The organism is Rhodococcus sp. 06-1460-1B (assembly GCF_002258475.1).
GTDB lineage: Bacteria > Actinomycetota > Actinomycetes > Mycobacteriales > Mycobacteriaceae > Rhodococcoides > Rhodococcoides fascians.
This window is the reverse complement of sequence record NZ_NOYS01000029.1, coordinates 84,708-108,192: the sequence shown is the minus strand read 5'-3', so window position 1 is coordinate 108,192 and position 23,485 is coordinate 84,708. Positions and strand designations below refer to the sequence as shown.

Sequence of the window (23,485 nt, the reverse complement as noted above, 5' to 3'; positions counted from 1 at the left end):
CCTCTCGGTTGTCGGTGCAGTTGTGGTAACCACACCGATACCGGAGGTCCTCACCTATCTGTCGCTGCCACGCCGTCCACAACGTCCCTGCTCATTACAACTAGCCCCAACGATCAGGATCATGCCCAACACCTGGAGAAGGGTGATTCGAGTACCGAACAATGTCGTATCGACGATGACCGCAACCACGGGGTAGACGAAGCCGAGCACTGCGATCATCGGTGTGGGGAGCTTCTGGTACGACGAGTACATGAGGATGTACATCACGCAGGTGTGGATCACTCCGAGCCCGATCAACCACAACCATCCTGCACCGAGATCGCCGAGCTCGGAATATGTGATGAACGGTGCGAGGAGCGGAATTCCAACGACGCACTGAACCAGGGCGATGATGTGTGGGCGTACTCCGGAAAGCCGCTTGGCGATAATGGTGGCGACTGCGTACAGAACTGCGGCCCCGAGGGCGTAGCCGATGCCGATCATGTACTGGGTATCGCCGAGCAGGTGCCCGCTGGTCAGCCCGGAGACAAGAATGACTCCAACGAACGCGACAACCATCCATGCCCACTTGTTCAGCGTGATTCGCTCGCGAAGGATGAGGGCGCCCAGGATGAGCACGTAAAACGGCTGCGTGTGGTAGACAACCGTCGCCACAGAGATCGAGGTGCTGCCGTAGGCGGCGAACAGAAGAGTCCAGTTGTAGACGATAAAGACACCCCCTAGGGCCGCCAGCCCCAGCTTGGCAGCATTCATCCCACTGCCACTGAAGAAGCCGCGCACGGCGCAGTAGATCGCGAGCGCCACCGCTCCGAACACGCAACGGAAGAACACGACGGTTCCAGGGCTAGCGCCGGATTCGAGAACGAAGGCACCGATCGTTCCGGACAGCACCATTGCCGCGATGAGTTCGATCACGCCGACCTTGCTTGAAGGCTGCGGTTTGACGTCGATCATAATTAACAGGCTCCTACGGTTGAATGACATCTTCATGATGAGTTTGCAGACCCCGGCGGGGAACTACTTGATTCTGCAAGTTGCCCGCACAAATGTGAACGCGGCGGCATTCAAGCTTTCGATGGGTCTATCGAACTCTCGGACGGGCACCACCGACCAATCGGTCTGTTCGATAGGGCTATCGAAGTTCCAGATGGCACTCGAATTCCAGTTCCGCACTACCTGTGGAACATTCTTAACGGCCCAGCCTCAAGCTTCCCGACAAATTTGGAAGGAAATTCATTCCCAATGCTCGAAACCAGAAGAAGTTCGACGCTGGAGCGACCCGCAAAGAAGTCTGTGATCCTCGCGACAATACAATCAGACTCCCACATGTGGAATCTAGTATTTCTGGAGCTTCTTTTAACAGAGGCGGGGCACACCGTCGTGAACCTCGGGCCGTGCACACCGGTCGAGCTCATCGCGGAAACCGCTGCAAGGGTCGACGCGTCCGCAGTTGTCATCAGCAGCGTCAATGGGCACGGGCACTTGGATGCTCCAGCCGTGGCAAAGAGAATTCGAGAGGACGACCGGTGCTCGGGTGTGACACTGGTCGTGGGAGGAAAGCTCGGCGTCAGCGGGGATGCCAACATCGAACACGCAAGCGGGCTAATCGAGGCCGGATTCAATGCGGTATTCGAGGCCACGGCGTCGCCATCTCTTCAGCAGAACGCGTTGCTAGAGATGCTTGGCACCAACCAAGGCCAGCGCGTCATCATGGCGTCATCATCAAAAATAGAAGAGGGGGTATAGCACGATGTCAAATCCGTTTCATGAACGCGTTATGAATGCTAAGGCGTCAGGAAAACTTGCTGTCCAGCCTCGTATGGGTTTCTCAGATCAAGCAAAGATGAGAGACGGACTGATCGCAACTCGAAACGCCGCTGCCGCAACGCTGGGGACAATCACAATTGACAGCTTCACCCGAGTCGGCGACCACGAGTCCGCCGCATTGGCGATAGCGACTGAGGAAGCGCTAAACGGCTACCCACTGGTTGCGCACGGCGCAGAATCGACTGCGCTGATGTGCGCTGACGTGCACGATAGTCAGTTCCCGATCCAGATACGTCACGGATCAGCTCAGCCACAAGACATTGTGCGAACTCTCGTTGACGCGGGCTTCCCAGCCACCGAGGGCGGACCGGTCAGCTACTGCCTGCCTTACAGTCGGCTTCCGATCAGTGCCGCCGTCGACGCATGGGCCGAAACCGCAGAGATCGCGGCCGACAATGATCTCCACCTTGAGACTTTCGGTGGTTGCATGCTTGGCCAGCTATGCCCACCCAGCTTGCTAGTAGCGCTGAGCGTGCTCGAAGGACTTTTTTTCGCTCAGTACGGTGTCAAAAGTATCTCGTTGAGCTACGCGCAGCAGACCAATCTCGACCAAGATGTCGCGGCCGTGACTGCACTTCGCAATCTCGCTGACCGGTACATCGGGGACCGGGCCGAACGACACACCGTCATCTACACCTACATGGGCGTGTATCCACTCACGTCAATCGGATCGAACAGGTTGCTTGAACGAAGCGTCATGCTCGCGCACGCATCGGGCGCGGAGCGACTGATCGTCAAGACCCCAGCCGAAGCGCACCGAATCCCGACAATTGAGGAAAACGTCGCGGCACTCGAACTCGCCGGGCGCATGCGCCCGACCGGTCGACTCGGCCAAGCATCAGAGGAAGAAGCCATAGCAATCATGTCCGAAGCCGACCGCTTGATTGCTGCGACGCTCGAGCAATCGGACAATGTTGGTCACGCCTTGAACCTCGCCTTCGGCCGTGGCCTGTTGGACGTCCCATTCTGCCTGCACACCGATAACGCCAATCTCGCACGCGCCACGGTTCGAGCAGACGGGCGATTGGAATGGAGTGATACCGGGCGGATGCCGATTTCGGCGGTATCGGGCGCAGCGCCGTTGCGCTCCGATCAACTCCTGGTTGTGCTCAATTACAACCAAACTCGATTCGACCGGGAACAACTATCTGGCGGCGTCGATCGGGTTCTGACATGACTAGCCGAAGCTTGGCTGAGGTACGGCGGACCGGCCTTCGCGTCTCGGTTTCTCTCGGGATACCGGGGCTATCGCTTGTCCGCGCCGACGGCACAGCTACGGGCCTCGATGTCGACTTTGCCCGCGCAGTCTCAATTGCCTTGACGGGGGACGACTCATCGATTGAGTGGATGCCGACCGCACCCGAGGAACGTATCCCCGCGGTCTCGGCGGGGTATGCCGACCTCGGCGCGTCGAACACCTCGTGGACTACCGCACGTGACGCCGACGTGTTGTTCGTTGGGGTCCTTTGCCACGATGGGGAAGGCTTCATGACGTTGAGTTCAGTGATTGAGCTTGCGGAATTGCACGGTAGCTCGGTTTCCGTGCAGGCAGGAACCACGACCACTTTGAATCTGGACCGCTTACGTCGGGAACACGGAATTACGCTCAACGCTATCGAGGCTCCAACTCCCGACGCTGCGCTTCATGCCTACCTGAGCGGCGAAACAACCGCATACGTGCTGGATCGATCCGCGCTGGCCGGCATCCGCGCAAACCTCCAAGACCCAGAGGCCCATCGAGTACTTCCTGACACCATCTCCTACGAGCCGATGGCACCTTTCGTATCGTCCGAGAATGTCGAACTTTTTCGTATCTGCCGACACGTGCTGTTCACACTATTAAATGCGGAGGTTACGGCTGTCCACTCAGCCGACGCCCTCGCACGACTAGTAGGTGAGACGGATGAGCTTGCTTCACGATGGGGACTGTCGGATGGCTGGCTCAGAACTGTCTTGGACCGAATCGGGCACTACGGCGATATTTATGCTGCAAACCTCGGAGAACGGTCGACTCTGAATCTAGCGCGATCAGCCTCGAATCAGCCCATACGAAGTGCGGGAGGCCAGTTCTCGCCACCGTGACTGGTTGAATGATTCGGGCCCATCTTTCCCTTACTCGGTGCTCAGGGCGAGTTGCTTACGCAATTCTAACCAAGAGCAAAAGATGGATTCCTGGTGATATCTGGCCTTGTGTGCCGATATCTGCGTAATAGGTGCAGGGTCGATTGCCGCGGTCACGTATGCGCCGCTGCTGTCCAGTAACTTGGGTATCGCCCTACATGCATACTGGTGTGAGCCTACTTTGCCGAATGAATGGGGACTTCATTGCGAGCAACCTTCGGCCATGGCTTGGCGAATTCTGACCTTCTGAAGTCGGAAGCGGTTCAGGCGCAAAAGGTCACTGCTCATATGGCAGGCTACACATCACGTCAGCGCGAACCAATCATCGATGTGGACGGCGACACGGCCCGGATAGGGTGCAGTTGATCGGAATCCACGTTTCACACGGTGCTTTGGACGGCGAGCTTCTCCGGGCAGACAGGTTCGATATTGTGGCCTACTGCATAGGTTTAGTTTTGCGTACGGACTTTGGTTGGCGGATTGACATGCTGACCTTCACGATCGTGTGGGATCAGGTCTGGCAACGCCGAGAAAGTAGGCCGGTCACGGAGCCAAGCGAACGCGAGTTCGCCAGGTCCAAGACATCTTCGCCACCGGTATCTGGCTCATGGGCCAAATAAGACCCCGGATATTGCGCTAGAAATGTAAGGTCCCTTTGCTTGTCTCTGCTGTTTTTTCAAAGAAAGGTGGGCCCGTGACAGGCGGAGTGCCAGAGGATGCACAAGTTGTATTGAATGCTAGGAAGGACGCGCTTGATGTAATCAGGAGAAAGGTAATAACACTCACGGTATTCGCACTATTCGTTTTATGTTGGAATCCATTTTCTGCACTAACTATCCTCGGCGGCGGCGGCAGTGCTTCATCTGGCGGTGTAGGCGATGCCCTCTGGCAGGTTTACTACGAAATTTCTGGTCGGATTACCTCGTCTGAAGCGTTCGATGGCGTGATTGCATGTCTTGGGGTGTGCGCGACAATGACGGTTACCTTGACAGTAGGACGGTCTAGGAATCTCGATCTGGTCCAAAAGGTTCAACATGCCGTATGGAGGAACTGTTTGAGTGGGGTTGCGTATGTGGCGGCCGTGGGGTCGCTGGTGATGGCCGCACTGACTTCAATCAGCGGGGGACCGCGAACCAGCTCAGGGGTATGGACCTTAGCTCTGTTCTTTGCGGCAGTGTGTGTGATGCTGGCGTCTTCCATCGCGGCCGACTCGAACGAGACCGATCTGCTGACCCGATACAACGTTTCAGGCGCGAGGCTGCGTAGAGTGATTCGCCGCAGGCTACGGATCGGTTCCATGGCCTACATCAGTCGGGACTTTGCGTGCTTGCCGCGCAAATCTCGCGTGCTGGGATACATCCTCCGGGCTATCGCCATCGGGTCAATGCCGGCGGTGGTGTTGGTTGGCATATCCTTGACTATGTCAATCGCCCGGGGTGCTTCAAACTCGATTGGTCTAGAGGACGCCCGAAGAGCGATTGCTTTGGCTTTGATCGGTAGTGTTACTGCCTTAATCTTAGGGTACTACTCGTATCTTCGATGGGTTGGATACGATACCTCTAGAGAAAAGTGGCAATTGCTATTCAAGTCGTACGTCATTAGGTCCGTTGGAATTGCTCTGGCTCTTCTGACTGCGTATGCTGGAAGCGGCACGTGGTTAGCATTCGGTGTACTAACATCCTATCTCTTATCCGTGCCAACGAGCGTCTGGACGGTAATGCAATTGTCACGCGTCCGGCCGCATACGCGCCTGATCGGATGGCTCGGGGCTCCATTTTGGGGTGCCGTTTCGATCAATCTCGAGCAGGCGCGACGCCGCCAATCGGGTGCTAGGAGACAGGCGCGTGAAGCCTTGAACGGGCTAGGTCAATAACAGCTTTAATCGCGGTCATTTTGGAACTGTGAACAATTCGTCGATCGGATAGTGAGTTTCGGACAGTCAGCTCGAAATAGCTGCGGTGCGCTGCCTCTGATTTCGGTGTCATATTCCGGCGCGCGCCGTAATGCCTTCTTCTTCCCAAACGTGCCGGGTGTGGGTGGCGCTGTGGTTTAATCGCCACGCTTCCAATACGACAGGCGTGACGTGCGAAGAGGTAGGGAAATGCTGACGTGTTCGGGCGACCGCGAGGATTGGGTCGAACTTGAGTCGGATATCTCTTACGCCGCAACTGTGCTGCGGGTAGCGAGGATTGTCAGCCTTGTGGCGAAGGGCGGCGGAAATTGGAGTATTTGCGACAGTCCACCGAGTTTGTTGACATCAACCTTTGTGTCTATGCGCGCCGTGCCTTCGGCCGCCGCCGACTATGCATTGAAGGCGACGATCGTGTGGGTTGCGTTGGCCGTTCAGACTCGGCCCTCTGGCTGGGCGTGCCGCAGGCGTCGTCGAACTGTTTCAACGCCGCAATTATAGCGCTCGGCAATACGAGCGTACGTCCAACCCAGTGCCCGCAGGGTGCGCGCGGCTTCGACTTCTGCCTCAGACAGTCCTGTCTGGCGTAGCCGCACGCCCGCTTGCTTCAGTGACTTGCTAATCACCGTGTGGTGAACGTCAAGCTCCTTCGCCAGGCCTTTCACCGACTGTCCGGCCGCGTACACGCTCACAGCATGCCGCAGTTCTTTCTCGGTGAGGGACGTTCGGCGACGGGTGAGTTTCGGAGCGGGGCTCTGTGTGGGCGCGGGTCTGGGGCAGGTTTGTGTAAGGGTGGTCAGCTGACGTGCAGTTTCGGGGTTCGAGAGTTTTCCACTCAGGACCACCATTCACAGCGATTCTCGGCTCGCACGAACCTCCCTCACGATCTGCTGCGCCCGATGTTCTTCGGGCAGTCGATCACCTCTACCGAAGAGCTTGTGACGCAATGTGCCCGGCGTGTATTCGGTCCGGTAAACACCCCGCCGCTGCAATTCGGGAACGACGAATCGCACGACATCCTCGAAGGTCCCCGGAGTGATGGCGTAGGCAAGATTGAAGCCGTCGACGTCGGTCTCGTCCACCCACTCCTGCAATTGGTCCGCGACTTCGCCGGGGGAGCCGACGATGCGCGGACCGGCACCGCCGATTCCGCCCCACTCGGCGATATCGCGGACCGTCCATTCCTTGCCGTCGGCCCCGATCGACTGGAACGACGCGACGAACGACTGAATCGCGTTGCTCTCGACATTGCCGAGCGGCTCGTCGAGCGCATACCGCGACAGGTCGACTCCCATCCAACCCGACATGAACACCAACGCACCCTCGGCACTGGCATACGACCGATACTCGTCGTGCTTGGCGTGGGCGAGCTCTGCTGTCTCGTCGGTGACGATGGTAAGCAACTGGTAGATCCGTGCCGAGTACGGATCGCGGCCGGCATCGCGCAAGGCTCGACGAATATTCGAAACCGTTTGCGCCAGAATCTCCTTGGTGGGTGCGCCGACGAAGATCGCCTCGGCATTCTGCGCCGCGAACCGCACGCCGCGTGGTGACGCGCCGGCCTGGAAGATCACCGGCGTCCGCTGAGGCGACGGCTCGGCCAGATGGATACCCGGCACCGTGAAGTGCTTGCCGCGGTGGCCGATTCGATGCACCTTGGTGGGGTCGGTGAACACGCCGGTTTCGCGATCGCGGACCACCGCGTCGTCGTCCCACGATGCCTCCCACAGCTTGTAGAGCACCTCGAGGTATTCGTCGGCGTGGTCGTAACGATCGTCGTGTTTCAGCTGATCGTCGTGTCCCATGTTCTGCGCCGCCGACGGCAGATACCCGGTGACGACGTTCCACCCGATGCGGCCGTTGGTCAGATGATCGAGCGTGGAGAGTCTGCGTGCGAACGGATACGGATGCTCGAAACCGGTTCCCGCGGTGATGCCGAAGCCCAGATGCTCGGTAACGGCGGCCTGCGCGCTGACGAGCAGGAGTGGATCCGACACCGGAATCTGCGCGCCGTGCCGGATGGCTGCGTCGTGATTGCCGCCGTACACGTCGTAGGTGCCGAGGACGTCGGCCACGAACAGGCCATCGAACAGCCCGCGCTCCAACAGCTTCGCAAGACTGGTCCAGTACCCAAGTTCCTTGTACCGCCACGACTGATCGAGCGGATGACGCCACAGACCGGGGGACTGATGCGCGACGCAATTCATGTCGAAGGCATTGAAACGAATCTCGCGTGACACGGGGGAACTCCTTCGGCAGGACGACCTGTCTTGGATATCGACAGCGATGCGACGCTACCGACGACCCAGGCCGGTGGGAACAGTTCGGATCGTGATGAGTCGATAGCTGGTCATCGAGCCGCCGACACCTCAGTGTTGCGCCGTCACATCACTGAAAAGAGCGTCGGAGCATGATCGAAATAGCGCAGTTGACCAAGACCTACGGGACAGGGGAGAGCACAACCGTCGTACTCGACCGGCTGGATTTCTCGGTTCGGTCCGGCGAGATTCTCGCCGTGGTCGGCCCCAGCGGTGCCGGCAAGAGCACGCTGGCCCAGTGCATCAACCTGCTCACCCGGCCCACCTCGGGCTCGGTGATCGTCAACGGGGACGACCTGACGGCGTTGAATACCAAACAACTTCGGGTTGCGCGGCGGCGCATCGGCACGGTGTTTCAGTCTTCGAGTCTTCTCTCGCGTCGAACCGTGGCGGAGAACGTCGCCTTGCCATTGGACTTCCTCGGGGCCACGAAAGCCGAGACGGACAGGAGGGTGGGTGAGCTTCTCGACCGAGTGGGTTTGTCCGACAAAGCCGCTCGCTATCCCTTTCAACTCTCGGGCGGACAGCGGCAACGAGTGGGAATTGCGCGTGCGTTGGCGCTTCGACCGTCGGTGCTGCTCTCCGACGAGGCCACCTCCGGCTTGGATCCGCAGACCACCGAATCGGTGGTCGAGTTGCTGCGAGAACTGCGCCAGGACCTCGACCTAGCCATCGTGTTCATCACCCACGAAATGGATACCGTTCTGCGAGCCGCTGATTCGGTGGCCAGACTCGATCACGGACGCATCGTCGAATCGGGTCGGCTGGTCGACCTACTGACCGACCACACGTCGGCGCTCGGCAACGAGCTGCGCCCCAGGCGTGACGACGCACAGGCTGCAGCCGGCGACGTGCGCTGGTACGTCACCTACGACTCGCCCGACGTTCCGCAGGACTGGATCTCGCGGCTGGGCCAGGACCTGGGCGCACCGGTTGCGCTGTTGGGAGCCTCCGTTCAGGTAGTGGCCGGAGTGGCTGTCGGCAGTGCGTCGCTCGGCATCGGTGCCCACCTGAGTGGACGCGTCCCCGGTGCACTGAAAGCCCTGGGGTTGTCCGGATCTGCACAGACCGCGCAGCCGATCCTCGAGGCTGCGTCGTGATCGCAATCGTGGCCGCAAGCAACAAGGTTCCGGTCGACGAGCTGCCTGCTCTGCTCCTGCCTGCGCTCGGCGACACACTGACCATGGTCGGCATCGTGATGTTCATCGTGGTGCTCGTCGGTGTGCCGCTCGGAGCGGTGCTGTTCAACCTCGGCCCCGGCGGACTGTTCGAAAACCCGGTGTTCCATGCGCCGATCAGCTGGATCGTCAGCATCGGGCGGTCGTTGCCGTTCCTGATCTTGATGGCTGCGTTGGTTCCGGTCACTCGTTGGATCACCGGAACCAACATCGGTATTGCAGCCGCGGTGGTACCGATGTCGTTGGCGGGCATCGCATTCTTCACCCGCATTGTCGAGAACTCTCTCCGCTCGGTCCCGACGTCGGTGGTCGACGTCGCCCGGGCGTCCGGCGGTTCCACGCTGCAGGTGACCACCACACAATTGTCCGAGGCCGTGCCGTCGATCATCGGGGGCCTGACCATCAACGTCATCGCCATGATCGAATACTCGGCCATCGCCGGCACCATCGGAGCGGGCGGAATCGGTTATGTCGCAGTCACATACGGGTACCAAAGATTCGATCACAGCGTCATGATCGCCACGATCGTCATCCTGATTCTCACTGTCGCCGTCGTGCAGCTCGTCGGCGATGCGCTCGTTCGCTTCACCACACCTCATCAGCGCGCATTGCGCACTGCTTGAACCACATTCGAAAGGTCTCATCCATCATGACAACGTCCACCGAAGCGCACGGCTTCGAGCTGAAGAACCGTCGGAAAGCGCCCTGGATCATTGGGGCCGTCGTGCTGCTGATCGCACTCGCCGTGGTTGTCCGCATCGCGTTCTTCGGCGACACGGCCTCGGCCAACGAAACCGAGGGCGCAACACTCGTCGTCGCCACTGCCGAAGGCAACGCATCCGAGCAGGCACTCGTTGAATTCGTCGCCGATCAGGTAGCTCCCAAGTATGGCATCACGGTTGCATTCCGCGGACTCGCCGACAGCAACACCATCAACCGCGCGGTGAGTGAGGGCGAGGTGGCCGCCACGGTGTACCAGCACAAGCTGTGGCTCGGGCAGGTACTCGAATCCAACCCCGACTTCCAGGAAGAGGCCGCAACCCCGGTGTTCCGTTGGGGCTTCGGATTGTGGTCCGACAAGTACTCCGACCCAGCTCAACTGCCGGACGGCGCAACGGTCTCGCTCTACTCGGATCCCGCCAACGAAGCGCAGGGTCTGTGGGTACTCGAGCGAGCCGGTCTGATCACCCTCGACCCGGCGGTGGACAAGTCGACAGCCACCCAGAAGGACATCGTCGGTAACCCGAAAAACCTGAAGTTCACGTTGCTGGACTTCGCCGCGCAATCGCGCGCATTGCCGGATCTCAATGCAGCAGTGGGCTATACGGAGTACTACCTTGCGGCCGGAATTCCCGTCGAGAAGCAGATCTTCGCACCACCGGCACCGGACGAGTTCGCCGGCCAGCTCACGATCGGTAGCCGGTGGGCGGGCAGCGACAACATCAAGAACCTCGTCGCCGCGTTCAAGGACCCTGCGGTCCAGGAGTTCCTCGCCACCGACCCGCGGGTGAAGGACATCCTCCTGCCACTTCAGTAACGGCCTCGCGCCCGACGGTCCGACAGCGGACCGTCGGGCGCAGCGGTGGTGCTACGTTCGATCCGCACCCGACAGCGATGACACGAGGCGGACGACGTGACCCGGTACGAAGCATTGACCGAACTCCTCGACGAGCGGTACTCATGCCGGCAGTTCCTGCCGAAGCAGGTATCACGGGACGTGCTCGAACAGTTGTTGGCGGCCGCCCAGCGCACTCCATCGTGGTCGAACACCCAGTCGTGGCAAATAATCGTGACCGAGGGCGATGCCGCGCGAAAGTTCTCCGAGGCCCTGGTGGAACATGTGGCGTCCGGTGTGCCGCAACCGGATTTTCCGTTTCCGGCCAACTACAACGCCTTGCACCGGGCACGTCGTCGTGAGTGTGGCGGTGCGCTCTACGAGAGCATCGGCGTGGTCAAGTCCGACACCGAGGCGACGACGCGTCAGTTCATTCGCAATTTCGAGCTGTTCGACGCCCCACACGCGGCAATCATCACCACCGATGCGGACCTGGGTGTGTACGGTGCCGTCGACTGTGGGCTGTATCTGCAGACGTTCCTGCTGGGGGCGCAGAGTCTCGGGCTCGGCGCGATAGCTCAGGCCGCGCTCGCCGCGTACTCGCCGTTCGTCCACGAATGGTTCGATATCCCGGATACCCGCCGGGTGGTAGCCGGCATCTCGTTCGGCTACCCCGACGAGAGCCACCCGATCAACGGATTCCGCACCAGCCGTGCACCGTTGAGCGAGACGGTGACATTTTTCTGCTGAGGTGTGACGGCGTCAGCTCTGGAGCCGACCAACCAGTTCCGTACCCAGATCCGTGCCCGATCGCCAAGCGCTTTCCACCCTGGGCGCGCCGGATTCACACCATTGATCGCCTGCTAATCCGACGAGCCGTCCGTCCCGCAGCTCGAGCGCAAAGGTGGAATCATGTTGCGCCGCAGGCTTCGCGAACGTCCAGCGATGGGCATGCGTCCAGTTGGGTGCCGTGGAGATTACCGACAGTTCGCGTAGCGCGTCGAGGACCGGGGCGATCACTGCGTCGGGATCGGCGAGGTGCTGCTGTGCCCGCTCGGGGGTCGTGTGAACCACCAGCACGGGCGCACCGTCACCCCGCCGGGCACCGTCGTCGACGACGAACGCGATATCGGGATGATCGTTGACGAAGGCCGCGTCGCGGAACGGCACATCCAACCCGTCGAATCCACATGCCACCGCGATGACCGGTTCGTAATCGACGGCGTCGGGGACTGTGGTCAGTCGAGTCGCTTGAGGATCGGGCATCGCAACCACGACGTGGCCGTCGGGTAGGTCGGTCAACTCGGAGGCACCTTCGATGTCGAAGTCTGCCAGCAAGTCTCGCACCAGAGAACGGAGTCCGTTCGGGGTGGCCCATCGAACCGGGCCGGTGGTGGTGCACGGCGCGGTATCGGGCTTGAGGATGCCGAAGGTGTTGGCCCATTGGCGCGCAAGGCCCCTCGACTCCCAGTCCGACACCACCGTCGCGAAATCCTGATCGCGGACGGTGAAGTAACCGGCACCCAGATCCACACGACGCCCGTGAAGCTCGGGGGAGGACATCCGTCCGCCCGGGGCACGTCCTCGATCGACGATGCGGAACGGGACGCCCGCCGCGCGCAGTACTCGGGCACAGGCGGCACCCGCGATACCCGCGCCGACAATGGTGATCGAGTCCGTGGTGCGCCCAACATCGACAGTCATGTCGTCAGTATGCCCGGCGGACCGAGTAAGTAAGCCCGCCTTATGTACTACTGATTGTCTGGACAATTCGGTCACCCGCTGCGGAGGGCCCGACCTTGTGTTGAACTGTTGAAATGGCAATTACGGATAAGCCAGATACCGGAGAGCACGGACTGGGAACCAGTCTCAAACCGCGGCACGTGACGATGATCTCGATAGCCGGAGTGATCGGTGCCGGACTGTTCGTCGGCTCCGCCAACGCCATCGCCACCGCAGGACCTGCGGTGCTGCTGGCCTACTTCTTCGCCGGACTCCTCGTCATCCTGGTGATGCGCATGCTCGGGGAAATGGCCACCGCCAACCCCGACACCGGTTCGTTCTCGACGTATGCGACCCGGGCACTGGGACATTGGGCCGGCTTCTCCGTCGGATGGCTGTACTGGTGGTTCTGGGTGTTGGTGATCCCCGTCGAGGCGACCGCCGCTGCCGCCATCCTCACCAACTGGCTGGGCGGTGCCCAATGGATGTGGGCCCTGATCATCGTCGTCGCGCTCACCGCGACCAACCTGATCAGCGTGGGCAATTACGGCGAGTTCGAGTTCTGGTTCGCGTTGGTGAAGGTCGTGGCCATCGTTGCGTTCATCGGTCTCGGCATCGCGGCCATCCTGGGCTGGCTGCCGAACTCCGAAGTCAGTGGCGTGGACCAACTGTGGGCCTCGGGCGGCTTCATGCCGCTCGGCTTCGGTGCGGTGATCGCAGCCATGCTGACGACGATGTTCTCCTTCATGGGATCCGAGATCGTCACCATCGCTGCAGCCGAATCCAAGGACCCCGCAAAGGGCATCACGCGCGCCACCAACTCGGTGATCTGGCGTATCTCGATCTTCTACTTCGGATCGATCTTCGTCATCGTCGCGCTCGTCCCCTGGAACGAGTTGGACCCGGCCACCGGCTCCTACCAGTATGTGTTGTCCAAGATGGGAATTCCCCACGCGGAGACCATCATGGACATCGTCATTCTGACCGCCGTCGCGTCGTGCCTGAATTCGGCGCTCTACACCGCGTCGCGCATGCTCTACTCGCTCGGTGATCGCGGCGATGCGCCGCGATCAGTCAAGAAGATCACCGCCAACGGGGTGCCGTGGGTTGCCGTCATCGCCTCGATGGTTCTCGGCTTCCTCGCCGTGGTCGGAAATTACATTCTTCCGGAGAAACTCTTCACCTACTTGCTCGCGACCACCGGTGCCGTAGCTCTGTTCGTCTACCTGGCCATCGCCAGCAGTCAACTGGTGCTGCGTCGCCAACTGGATCGCGACGGCGAACGCCCGGCCGTTCTGATGTGGCTCTACCCGTGGCTGACCTACCTGGCCATCGGGTTCATCGTCTTCGTCTTGGTGATGATGGTCGTGCGACCCGAGCAGCGATCGTCCATCCTGCTTTCGGCCGTGCTGGCAGCAGTGACGGTGATCGGCGGAATCATCGTTCAACGCCGAAACACGCAGCGCGACAAGGTTGCCGCCCGCGTGTCCGGTGATTCGGTCTAGATCCCGGCGTACACCTGGCGGTACAGATCGACGATCTGCTCTGCCGTCGGGACGACCGGATTGTTACCGGGGCTGCCCGAGGCGAGGGCCTGCTCGGCCATCAGCGGCAACAGGTCGTCCCACGTCGACTTGTCGATGCCGAACGTCTGCGGAGTGGGAACTTCGACCTCACGGCACAGCGTGACGATGGCGTCCTGCAACTTGCCACCGGCAACCGCGTCCGAATCGGCTTCCGATGCCGCACCGAGGGCGCGGGCGCAGTCGGCGTAGCGGGCCTGGGCTCCGTCGATGGAGAAGGCTGTGACGGCAGGCAACAGCATCGCGTTGGACAGCCCATGCGCGACATGGAAATGCGCGCCGATCGGTCGACTCATCCCGTGGACCAGACAGACGCTGGCGTTGGAGAACGCCATTCCCGCTTGGGTGGACGCATGCATCATGGCCTCGCGTGCCTGCCGGTCGTCTCCGTCTCGATACGCCCGCAGCAGCGACATTCCGATGGTGCGAATCGCGCTGAGCGCCAAACCGTCGGAGATGGGGTTGGCCTTCTTGCTGACGTACGCCTCGATGGCGTGTGTCAGAGCGTCGACGCCGGTATCGGCGGTCAGACGCGCCGGCATCGACATCGTCAGTTCGAAGTCGATGATCGACGCGATCGGCAGAAAGGACAGGCCGGGGCACAGCATCTTCTCGTCCGAGGCCACGTCGGTGATGATGGTGAACTGCGTTGCCTCCGAACCACTTCCCGCGGTCGTCGGAATAGCGATGATCGGAAGCGCCGGACCGGTGGAGAGCACCGGGGCCTTGAAGTCCCGCATAGTCCCGCCCTGAACAGCGAGAATGGCCAACGCCTTGGCCGTGTCCATCGGACTGCCACCGCCGAACCCGATGATCGAATCGGCCGAATGCTGCTGCACCGCTTCGAGACCGGCGACGAGCGAATCCGTCGTTGGATCGGGCACGGTGCCCGAGAACAGAGCAGGCGACTTACCGGCCTCGGTCATGATCGTCATCAGTCGATCGGCCGAACCGTTGCCTGCCATGAACGCATCGGTGACGAGGAGGGGACGAGAGACGGCCAGGTCGGTCAGTACCGTACCCAGCTCCTCGACAGCACCGCCGCCGAGTTTGAGAAAACGTGGAAAAGAGATATTGGCAACCATGGAGTGCTCCTTCGCGGTATCTCCATGTGCGTGGAACTTCGTAGTGGGCTACGAGTTTCCACGCACATGGGCTTTGTAGAACTCAGTTGTTTGCAGGAAAGCCGAGATCGATACCGCCGTGGCTGGGATCGAGCCAGCGACTGGTGACGGCTTTACCGCGGGTGAAGAAGTGCACTCCTTCGGTGCCATGAGCGTGGCTGTCGCCGAACAAACTGCTCTTCCAGCCACCGAAACTGTAGTACGCCATAGGAACGGGGATCGGCACATTGACACCGACCATGCCGACCTCGACCTCGTTCTGGAAACGCCGCGCCGCCCCGCCGTCGTTGGTGAAGATCGCCGTGCCGTTGCCGTACGGATTGTCGTTGATCAGTGTGAGGGCTTCGTCGTAGGTGTCGACACGGACGACCGAGAGCACAGGACCGAAGATCTCGTCGGTGTAGATGCTCATGTCCGGTGTCACATGGTCGATGAGCGTGGGGCCGAGCCAGAATCCGTCCGCAGCCCCGTCGGGTTGGACGGTGCGGCCGTCGACGACGATCGTGGCGCCGGACGCCTCGCCTGCGTCGACATAGGACGCAACCTTGTCGCGGTGTACCCGGGTGACGAGCGGGCCCATGTCGGCGCCGCGGGTGCCGTCGCCGGTGACCAGTGGTGTGGTGCGTTCGGCGATCTTGGCGACGAGCTCGTCGGCGATCTTCCCGACGGCCACGAGAGCGGAGATGGCCATGCATCGCTCACCCGCCGAGCCGAAGCCGGCGTTGACCATGGCGTCCGCGGCCAGGTCGAGATCTGCATCGGGGAGGACGACGGCATGGTTCTTGGCACCGCCGAGGGCCTGAACACGCTTGCCGTTGGCGGTGCCTGTCGAGTAGACGTACTGGGCGATGGGCGTCGATCCGACGAAGGAGATCGACTTGATCTTCTTGTTCTCGAGCAGTTCGTCGACGGCCTCCTTGTCTCCCTGCAGCACGTTGAACACGCCGTCGGGCAGGCCTGCCTCGGCCCAGAGCCGCGCGAGCCAGATGCTGGCACTCGGGTCCTTCTCCGACGGCTTGAGCACGACGGTGTTACCGGCGGCGATGGCGATGGGGAAGAACCACATCGGCACCATGGCAGGGAAATTGAAGGGGGAGATGATGGCCACCGGCCCGAGCGGCTGACGAATGGAATAGACGTCCACTCCGGTGGACGCATTCTCGGTGTAGCTGCCCTTCAGTAGATGGGCTATGCCACAGGCGAATTCGACCACTTCCTGGCCGCGAGAAATCTCGCCGAGGGCGTCCGAGAGCACCTTGCCGTGCTCGGCCGTGATGATCTCGGCCAGCTCGTTCTTCTTCGCGTTGAGCAGTTCTCGGAAGGAGAAGAGGATCGAGGTGCGCTTGGCCAGGGAGGTGTCGCGCCACGCGGGAAAGGCAGCTGCGGCGGCGTCGATGACGGCGCGGGCATCGCTCCGATCGGCGAGCGTGAGCGTGCCGGTGACCTCCCCGGTGGCGGGGTTGGTGACCGGTGACGTCCGATCGGAAGATCCGGAAAAAGTCTTACCATCGAGCCAGTGTGAGATGACGTCGGTCAACGTTCGTTCCTTCCATCGGTGTGTCTCGAGTCTCATTCGAATAGATGCACATGTCAAAGGCTAAAATCGCAGATTGCCGTGCATAAATGCACAGGGGGATAGGCTGGGCGAGTGTTCAACCCAGACCACCTTCGTTATTTCCTCGAAGTGTCGAGAACGGGACGTCTGACCGATGCGTCTCGAACGCTCGGCGTGGACCACACCACGGTCGGTCGACGCATCACGGCACTCGAAAAGTCCTCAGGGCAACGTCTTTTCGACCGAACCCCGACGGGATGGCGATTGACCGAGGCGGGGCGAAGGCTGGTCGGGTACGCCGAAACCGTCGAGTCCACGCTGATCGCCGCCTTCGAAGATCAGACATCCGATACCGGATCGCTGCGAGGGACGGTACGCATCGCTGCCCCGGACGGATTCGGTGCCTTCGTTCTGACGCCGAAGCTGGGTGTGCTTCGTGACAAGCACCCCGATCTGGATATCGAACTCGTCACCGCCACCGAGCACAACTCGTTGGCCACCAGGGAATTCGACATTGCCATCACGTTGGAACGGCCGTCGCCCAGGTTGGTGGTGGCCCGGCAACTGGCGACCTACACCCTGGCGCTCTATGCCGCCGAGCGATATTTGGCTGCGCAGCCGACGATCGACTCGGTCGACGGTTTGCGTGGGCACACCCTGATCTCCTACGTGGATGCGCTGCTCGACGTTGCGCCGTTGCGCATCCTGGATTCGATTCTGCCCGACGGTCGGGCACAGATTCAGACCAACAACATCACCGGCCAGTGGATCGCGGCGCGGTCCGGCGTGGGAATTGCGCCGTTGCCCAGCTACATCGGCGAACCGGACGACACGTTGATTCCGGTGTTGCCGGGCCTCGTCTCGGTCGAACGCACCTACTGGACGGTGATTCCGCGGGAGCTGACGGGGTTGGCGCGGGTGAAGGTGGTGGACGATTTCATCGGCTCGGTCGTGGCCGAGGAGCCGCACATGCATGCGGTGCCCGTCGGTCGATAGTCGCGGTCACTAAATGCACGAGATCGGCGGTGGCCGTTGAATTTTGGACGTTCTATGTGTCCGGCGTCTCGTGACGACAGACACACGTGACGCCGACCTCAAAGCAGTGGGAATCGCCCTACCGGCGGGTAACAATCTGTCACGGAACACGTCGGCCACGGCACCGCCGCGGCAGGCCCACAACGATTCTTGGGGGAATCATGACCATGTTCGTAGTAGCAGCAATCGGTTTCGTCGGTATGGCCATCGCCTTGCTCAACGACGGAAGCGACATCGACTTCAGGAGCCGTCAGCTCTCCGGCGCGTACAACCGGCGCTGGGCCTGACCCGTACCGATTCCGCACACCGGATGGCCGGTGGATAGATTCGTGCGATGTGGACACACCCCCGAGCGATCGGATTGCTGGTCGGTTACGTCCTGGATCGAGTGTTCACAGACCCACAGCGCTGGCATCCGGTAGCAGGATTCGGAACGGCTGCCCTTCGCGTCGAGGCTCGGCTCTACCGCGACAACAGGATTGCGGGTGTCATCCATACCGCCGTACTGGTCGGGGGCGTCACCGCACTCGGAATCGCGTCCACGCGAGCAGTGTCGCGTCTCGGCCCACCGGCCGAGGCCGCTCTGGTGGCTACCGCGACGTGGGCCGCGCTGGGCGGATCATCGCTGTCGGTAGTAGGTCGCTCGATGGCCGATCACCTCGACCGAGACGACCTGCCCGGCGCACGCGCATTGCTCCCGTCACTGTGCGGACGTGACCCGGCATTCCTCGACTCCGACGGGCTGGCACGCGCGGCACTCGAATCCATCGCCGAGAACACATCCGACGCAACAGTCGGTGTCGTGGTGTGGGGAGCCCTGGCCGGCGTACCGGGAATCCTGGCATACCGAGCCAGCAACACACTCGATGCAATGGTGGGATACCGGTCTCCGAAATACCTACGGTTCGGATGGGCCGCCGCACGCCTCGACGACGCGCTGAACCTGTTGCCGGCACGAGTCACGGGTGCGGCGACCGTTCTCGCTGCACCGCTGGTGCAGGGTTCTGCTGCCCACGCGCTACAGGTGTGGCGACGAGACGCATCCCGCCATCCCAGCCCCAATGCCGGGGTGCCGGAAGCCGCGTCGGCGGGTGCGCTCGGACTACAACTCGGTGGGCGCACTCAATACCGGCACGGCGTGGAGATCAGGCCCACACTCGGCGACGGGCGAGCGCCCACGGCACGGGACCTTCGGCGAGCAGTCGTGCTGTCGACGCGGGTGCAAGAGTTCGCGACGGCTGCGTCAGCGGTTCTTGCCGTATCGATCCGCCAGGCGAGGATCCGTCGGCGTTCTCGCCTGTGACGCCGCGCGGGCCCTGGCCCGCTTCTCGCGTCGGGTCGGAAGAGTGAATTCTTCTTCGTCGTCCGGCGCGGAATCGTCGTCGGACGTCGGGTCGGACTGATCGGACATCGCGTCGGCCATCTCGGTTCGAGACATGCGTCGCTCCCGCAGCTCGGCGCGGACGAAATAGGCAAGACCCAACGGTGCCATGATGCCGAACGCCAGCCACTGCAGCCCGTAGGACAGATAGGGGCCCGCGTCGGTCTGCGGTAGTTCGATGAGGCCGAGGCCACCGGGCTGACCGTCGTCGAGCTGCAGGTACCCGTCGATCGCGTCGACACCGACCGCTGCGCCGATCTGCTCCGGGTTGATGTTGTACACCTGCAGGCGGCCGTCCTCCTGGATCGGCTCACGTGATGTTCCTTCGGCCTGACGAACGCGGGCGTCGAGAGTGACCGGGCCGGTCGGAGCTGCCGCGAACTCGGGCGGTCGCGTTCCCTCCACCGGGAGCACGTATCCGCGGTTGACGAGAACAGTAGGGCCACCGTCGATGACGAACGGAGTGATGACCTCGTACGCGGGCTGCTCACGAATGCTGCGCAGCCGCACCAGGGCGTCGGAATTCTCCACGTAACTACCCTGCGCGATCACCCGCCGCCATTCGTCGTCGGCCGCGAATCCGTTCCCGGTGAGAACGTCGGTGATCGGCACCGGATCTGCCCCGACCGATCGGGTGATCAAGTCGTTGCGTGCAGAAGTCGAGGTGTTCTTGCTCAGCTGCCACGGAGCGAGCACGCTGAAGCACAAGAATGCGAACGCCAGCGCGACGGCGGCCAGCACCAACCACTTCGGACGCAGCAAGAACCGTAACTTCTCCACCCCACCACGGTAGCCGGGTCAGGCGGTCAGCCGAGACCGCGCCCAATCGATCAAGCCGGGCACGGCGTCCTCGATCTGTTCTCGCACCTCGGTGAACGCAGACTCCGACGAGTAGTAGGGGTCTGCGACCGACGCATCGTCGGCGTCGGGATCGAACGAACGCAGCAGCTGCACCCGATCGGCCGGTGCACCCAACTGCAGTAGAGATCGAGCGTGGCCGGTGTCGAGAGCAACGATCAGATCGGCGGCGAGGTGGTCCGGTCCCACCTGGTTCGCTTCGTGCTCGCTCTCGTAGCCGTGCGCATCGAGTTCGGCGACCGTCCGCGGGTCTGCGCCGTCGCCGACATGCCACCCGTCGATTCCCGCGCTCGACACGCGGACGGCATCACTTAGGCCCGCCTCGGTCAGGTGCGCGGCGAACACCTTCTCGGCCATCGGTGATCGACAGATGTTTCCGGTGCACACGAACGTCACGTGCAGTGGCTCGCTCATCGTGACGCCTGCGTGTTCTGCTCGAGCACGGCGGCCAGTTCGTCCATGTCCGACGCGGTGAACGCCGCGTCGTCGCTCTCACCGTCGATGCCGTAGCCCCATTCCACGTAGACCGCCGGAATTCCGAACCGGGCCGCGCCGTGCACATCGTGATCGCGGTCGCCGATCATGATCACCCCTGCGGTGCCGCCGTCCGAGGATTCGACGGGATCGATGCCGAGATTGGTCAGCGAGTGCGCGATGACGTCGGACTTCGCTCGCCGCGACCCGTCGTTGCTGGCACCGCCGATGAAGTCGAAGTACCGGGACAAGCCGAAGTGGTCGAGAATCCGGACGGCGAAGCGCTCCGACTTGGACGTCGCCACGCCCAGCCGAACACCGCGATCCTGCAATCGCGTCAGCACTGTCTCGATGCCGTCGAACGCGGTGTTCTCGGCCCAACCCCGCTCGTCGTAGCGGTCGAAATAGGCGGCGAGCGCGCGCTGAGCTGCCTCCTCGTCCAGGCCCATCGAGCGCAGCGTGTCGATCAGCGGTGGACCGACGACGAGAGAGAGTTGCTGTTCGGTCGGCTCGGGAGCGCCGACCGAGGCCAGCGCGTGGCGAAATCCTGCGTGAATTCCCGGTGCGGAATCGGTCAACGTTCCGTCGAGATCGAACAGGACAACGGATGCGGGCAGAGCGGCAGACATGGCCTGAGCCTATCGGTGCACGTGACGGCTAGGCTCGTCGCGATGTCCGATACAGCGTCCGGCCCCGATGCACTTCTCCGTCATCACGGAGATCTCGAGGTCGGCTCGGGCCTCGTCGACTTCGCCGTCAACGTGCGCGGTGACGGCCCGCCCCCGTGGCTTCGTGATCGGCTCGCTGCAGCCCTGAACTCGCTCGGTTCGTATCCATCGGGGGCAGCCGAGCGGGCGGCTCGGGAGCAGGTCGCCGCACACCACGGACGCTCGCCGGACGAGGTACTGCTGCTCGGTGGCGGAGCCGAAGGATTCGCGATGCTGCCACGGCTCGAGCCGGCCCTCGTGGCAACCGTGCACCCGTCGTTCACCGAGCCCGATTGGGTGCTCGAGCAGGCCGGCATCCCTGTCCATCGGGTAGTACTCCCGCCGCCTTTTCTGCTCGATCCGGGCCTGGTGCCCGAGGCCGCCGACATGGTGATCGTCGGCAATCCCACCAATCCGACATCGGTGCTGCATCCCCGCGAGGAAGTGCTCGGTCTGCGTAGGCCCGGCCGCATCGTCGTGGTCGACGAAGCATTTGCCGACGCAGTGACGGGAGCAGGAGAATCGGTCTCCTCGGACAGCGTCGCGGACGTGCTGGTACTCCGAAGCCTGACCAAGACGTGGGCATTGGCGGGGTTGCGGTGCGGCTACGCCCTGGCCCATCCCGACGTCCTCGAACGAATGCAGCGGGGCCGTGCGCACTGGCCCCTGGGCACTCTGCAACTCGAAGCAATCCGTGCCTGTACCGAGCCGTTCGCGGTCGAGCAGGCCCGAGCCGAAGCGCTGCGTATCGACGCCGAACGTGACGCCATGATCGCGAGACTGACCGCACTCGGTCTCGACATTGCCGGACCGGCGCGAGCGCCGTTTCTTCTGGCGCGGGTCGACGGCGCCGACGGGATCCGAGAACGCCTGCGCACGAAGGGAATTGCGGTTCGGCGCGGCGACACGTTTCCCGGACTGGATCGCAACTACCTACGCGTCGCCGTACGGGACTCGGCACACGTCGACATACTGGTGCATGCGTTGAACACCGTTCTGTGAGGAGAGCAATCGACATGGCAGTGACTCTGGCGAACGTCATCGAGGTTCTCGACAAGGCATACCCGCCTCGATTGGCCGAGAGCTGGGACTCGGTGGGATTGGTATGCGGAGATCCGGAATCCGAAGTGCGACAAGTGCTCTACGCCGTCGACGTCACCCCGGCCGTCGTGGACGAGGCCATCTCCTGGGGTGCCGACCTCATCGTCGCCCATCACCCTCTGCTGCTCAAAGGAGTCGATTCGGTTGCGGCCGACACCGCCAAAGGCTCGGTGATCCACCGCCTGATCAAGGCCGACTGCGCGCTGTTCACCGCCCATACCAACGCCGACTCGGCCGATCCCGGTGTCTCCGACGCACTCGCGTCGGCCCTCGGTGTGATCGACACCAGGCCACTCGATCCCATTCCTGCTCCGGCGCACGACAAATGGGTCGTATTCGTGCCGTCCGCCGACACTGCGGCGGTGCGCCAGGCGCTGTTCGACGCCGGAGCCGGTGAGATCGGCGACTACAGCGAAGCGAGTTGGCACACGGAGGGGCTGGGCCAATTCCGGCCGCAGCCCGGTGCTCATCCGACGCTCGGTGTCGTCGGCGAAGTCCACACCGTGACCGAGGACCGAATCGAGGTGGTGGCATCCCGGGCCGACCGCGCGCGGATGCAGTCCGCGCTCAGGCGTGCGCATCCGTACGAGGAGCCCGCGTTCGATGTCTTCGAGTCCGCGGCCCTACCGTCGTGCACCGGTCTGGGGCGGATCGGACGGTTGCCTGATCCGATGACCCTCGCCGAGTTCACCGATGTCGTCCGAGCCGCTCTGCCGGCCACCAGCTGGGGAGTGCGAGCTGCAGGCGATCCGGACGCCACGGTGTCGATCGTCGCCCTGTGCGGGGGAGCAGGGGACTCGTTCCTCGCAACCGTCGCGCGGACCGACGCCGACGTCTATGTCACGTCCGATCTCAGGCATCATCCCGTCGACGAGCACCTGAGGGCGGGTGGACCCGCGGTGATCGACACGGCCCACTGGGCCTCGGAGTTCCCGTGGTGTGCTCAGGCGAGGGGCATCGTGGACGCCGAATTCGGCGATACGGACGGCTGGAGCAGCAGGGTCAGCGATGTCCGTACCGACCCGTGGACGTTGTGA

The 23,485-nt window shown here is 62.3% G+C and carries 21 protein-coding genes; 13 read left to right on the top strand and 8 right to left on the bottom strand.

Annotated features, from left to right (window positions below; genetic code table 11):
* Positions 1-54: 54 nt before the first annotated feature.
* Positions 55-954, bottom strand: coding sequence for a DMT family transporter (locus tag CH268_RS16140; RefSeq protein WP_094665035.1), 900 nt, complete (start codon positions 952-954; stop codon positions 55-57).
* 288 nt (positions 955-1,242) lie between these two features.
* On the opposite strand from CH268_RS16140, the gene CH268_RS16135 reads away from it, so the two are divergent.
* From CH268_RS16135 to CH268_RS28460, 3 genes are read left to right on the top strand one after another with little or no spacing between them, the layout of a single operon-like run.
* Positions 1,243-1,746 carry a cobalamin B12-binding domain-containing protein gene (locus CH268_RS16135; protein ID WP_094665033.1) on the top strand — a complete coding sequence of 168 codons (504 nt, stop codon included), beginning with the start codon at positions 1,243-1,245 and terminating at the stop codon, positions 1,744-1,746.
* Between the two features lie 4 nt (positions 1,747-1,750).
* A complete protein-coding gene (locus CH268_RS16130; protein WP_094665031.1) occupies positions 1,751-3,004 on the top strand; it encodes a methylaspartate mutase in 1,254 nt (417 codons plus the stop codon).
* Positions 3,001-3,909, top strand: a complete 909-nt coding sequence (locus CH268_RS28460; protein WP_094665029.1) for a transporter substrate-binding domain-containing protein — start codon at positions 3,001-3,003, stop codon at positions 3,907-3,909. Before CH268_RS16130 ends, CH268_RS28460 begins: the two co-directional genes overlap by 4 nt.
* A gap of 2,796 nt (positions 3,910-6,705) precedes the next feature.
* On the opposite strand, the gene CH268_RS16115 is transcribed toward CH268_RS28460, so the two are convergent.
* Positions 6,706-8,097: an LLM class flavin-dependent oxidoreductase gene (locus tag CH268_RS16115; protein ID WP_094665025.1), complete on the bottom strand. Its 1,392-nt coding sequence runs from the start codon at positions 8,095-8,097 to the stop codon at positions 6,706-6,708.
* A 170-nt stretch (positions 8,098-8,267) separates the two neighbouring features.
* On the opposite strand from CH268_RS16115, the gene CH268_RS16110 reads away from it, so the two are divergent.
* From CH268_RS16110 to CH268_RS16095, 4 genes are all read left to right on the top strand, one after another.
* The gene (locus tag CH268_RS16110; protein ID WP_057473384.1) at positions 8,268-9,275 is read left to right on the top strand and encodes a methionine ABC transporter ATP-binding protein; all 1,008 of its coding nucleotides are present in this window, start codon (positions 8,268-8,270) and stop codon (positions 9,273-9,275) included.
* Positions 9,272-9,976, top strand: a complete 705-nt coding sequence (locus CH268_RS16105) for a methionine ABC transporter permease (RefSeq protein WP_255182411.1) — start codon at positions 9,272-9,274, stop codon at positions 9,974-9,976. Before CH268_RS16110 ends, CH268_RS16105 begins: the two co-directional genes overlap by 4 nt.
* Positions 9,977-10,002: 26 nt before the next feature.
* Positions 10,003-10,890: a MetQ/NlpA family ABC transporter substrate-binding protein gene (locus CH268_RS16100; protein ID WP_094665023.1), complete on the top strand. Its 888-nt coding sequence runs from the start codon at positions 10,003-10,005 to the stop codon at positions 10,888-10,890.
* Positions 10,891-10,986: 96 nt separating this feature from the next.
* Positions 10,987-11,658, top strand: coding sequence for a nitroreductase (locus CH268_RS16095; protein ID WP_094665021.1), 672 nt, complete (start codon positions 10,987-10,989; stop codon positions 11,656-11,658).
* A 12-nt stretch (positions 11,659-11,670) separates the two neighbouring features.
* Here CH268_RS16095 and CH268_RS16090 read toward each other — a convergent pair whose 3' ends face one another.
* Positions 11,671-12,612 (bottom strand): NAD(P)/FAD-dependent oxidoreductase, encoded by a 942-nt coding sequence (locus tag CH268_RS16090; RefSeq protein WP_094665019.1) that lies wholly within the window; start codon positions 12,610-12,612, stop codon positions 11,671-11,673.
* Positions 12,613-12,725: 113 nt separating this feature from the next.
* On the opposite strand from CH268_RS16090, the gene CH268_RS16085 reads away from it, so the two are divergent.
* The gene (locus CH268_RS16085; protein ID WP_094665017.1) at positions 12,726-14,135 is read left to right on the top strand and encodes an amino acid permease; all 1,410 of its coding nucleotides are present in this window, start codon (positions 12,726-12,728) and stop codon (positions 14,133-14,135) included.
* On the opposite strand, the gene CH268_RS16080 is transcribed toward CH268_RS16085, so the two are convergent.
* Together CH268_RS16080 and CH268_RS16075 are read right to left on the bottom strand one after the other, a co-directional pair.
* The gene (locus CH268_RS16080) at positions 14,132-15,298 is read right to left on the bottom strand and encodes an iron-containing alcohol dehydrogenase (protein ID WP_094665015.1); all 1,167 of its coding nucleotides are present in this window, start codon (positions 15,296-15,298) and stop codon (positions 14,132-14,134) included. The two genes, CH268_RS16085 and CH268_RS16080, sit on opposite strands and share 4 nt — an antisense overlap.
* Before the next feature lie 82 nt (positions 15,299-15,380).
* On the bottom strand, positions 15,381-16,910 hold the full coding sequence (locus CH268_RS16075; RefSeq protein ID WP_032384612.1) for a CoA-acylating methylmalonate-semialdehyde dehydrogenase: 1,530 nt from the start codon (positions 16,908-16,910) through the stop codon (positions 15,381-15,383).
* Positions 16,911-16,985: 75 nt separating this feature from the next.
* Here CH268_RS16075 and CH268_RS16070 point away from each other — a divergent pair, with 75 nt between their 5' ends.
* From CH268_RS16070 to CH268_RS16065, 3 genes are all read left to right on the top strand, one after another.
* Positions 16,986-17,888, top strand: a complete 903-nt coding sequence (locus CH268_RS16070) for a LysR family transcriptional regulator (RefSeq protein ID WP_094665013.1) — start codon at positions 16,986-16,988, stop codon at positions 17,886-17,888.
* A gap of 200 nt (positions 17,889-18,088) precedes the next feature.
* On the top strand, positions 18,089-18,214 hold the full coding sequence (locus tag CH268_RS28260) for a hypothetical protein (RefSeq protein ID WP_255032530.1): 126 nt from the start codon (positions 18,089-18,091) through the stop codon (positions 18,212-18,214).
* A gap of 47 nt (positions 18,215-18,261) precedes the next feature.
* Complete coding sequence (locus tag CH268_RS16065; RefSeq protein WP_032390987.1) at positions 18,262-19,230, top strand: cobalamin biosynthesis protein; 969 nt, start codon at positions 18,262-18,264, stop codon at positions 19,228-19,230.
* Here CH268_RS16065 and CH268_RS16060 read toward each other — a convergent pair.
* Genes CH268_RS16060 through CH268_RS16050 form a run of 3 tightly spaced genes read right to left on the bottom strand, consistent with a single transcriptional unit; the run spans position 19,171 to position 21,269 of the window.
* Positions 19,171-20,088, bottom strand: coding sequence for an SURF1 family cytochrome oxidase biogenesis protein (locus tag CH268_RS16060; protein WP_094665011.1), 918 nt, complete (start codon positions 20,086-20,088; stop codon positions 19,171-19,173). The two genes, CH268_RS16065 and CH268_RS16060, sit on opposite strands and share 60 nt — an antisense overlap.
* Before the next feature lie 18 nt (positions 20,089-20,106).
* Positions 20,107-20,580, bottom strand: a complete 474-nt coding sequence (locus CH268_RS16055; RefSeq protein WP_176457964.1) for a low molecular weight protein-tyrosine-phosphatase — start codon at positions 20,578-20,580, stop codon at positions 20,107-20,109.
* A complete protein-coding gene (locus tag CH268_RS16050) occupies positions 20,577-21,269 on the bottom strand; it encodes an HAD-IA family hydrolase (protein WP_027497428.1) in 693 nt (230 codons plus the stop codon). The genes CH268_RS16055 and CH268_RS16050 overlap by 4 nt, the downstream gene beginning before the upstream one ends.
* Before the next feature lie 42 nt (positions 21,270-21,311).
* Here CH268_RS16050 and cobC point away from each other — a divergent pair, with 42 nt between their 5' ends.
* Entirely contained in the window at positions 21,312-22,349 is a 1,038-nt protein-coding gene (gene cobC / locus CH268_RS16045) for an Rv2231c family pyridoxal phosphate-dependent protein CobC (RefSeq protein ID WP_094665009.1), read from the top strand.
* A 14-nt stretch (positions 22,350-22,363) separates the two neighbouring features.
* On the top strand, positions 22,364-23,485 hold the full coding sequence (locus CH268_RS16040) for a Nif3-like dinuclear metal center hexameric protein (RefSeq protein ID WP_094665007.1): 1,122 nt from the start codon (positions 22,364-22,366) through the stop codon (positions 23,483-23,485).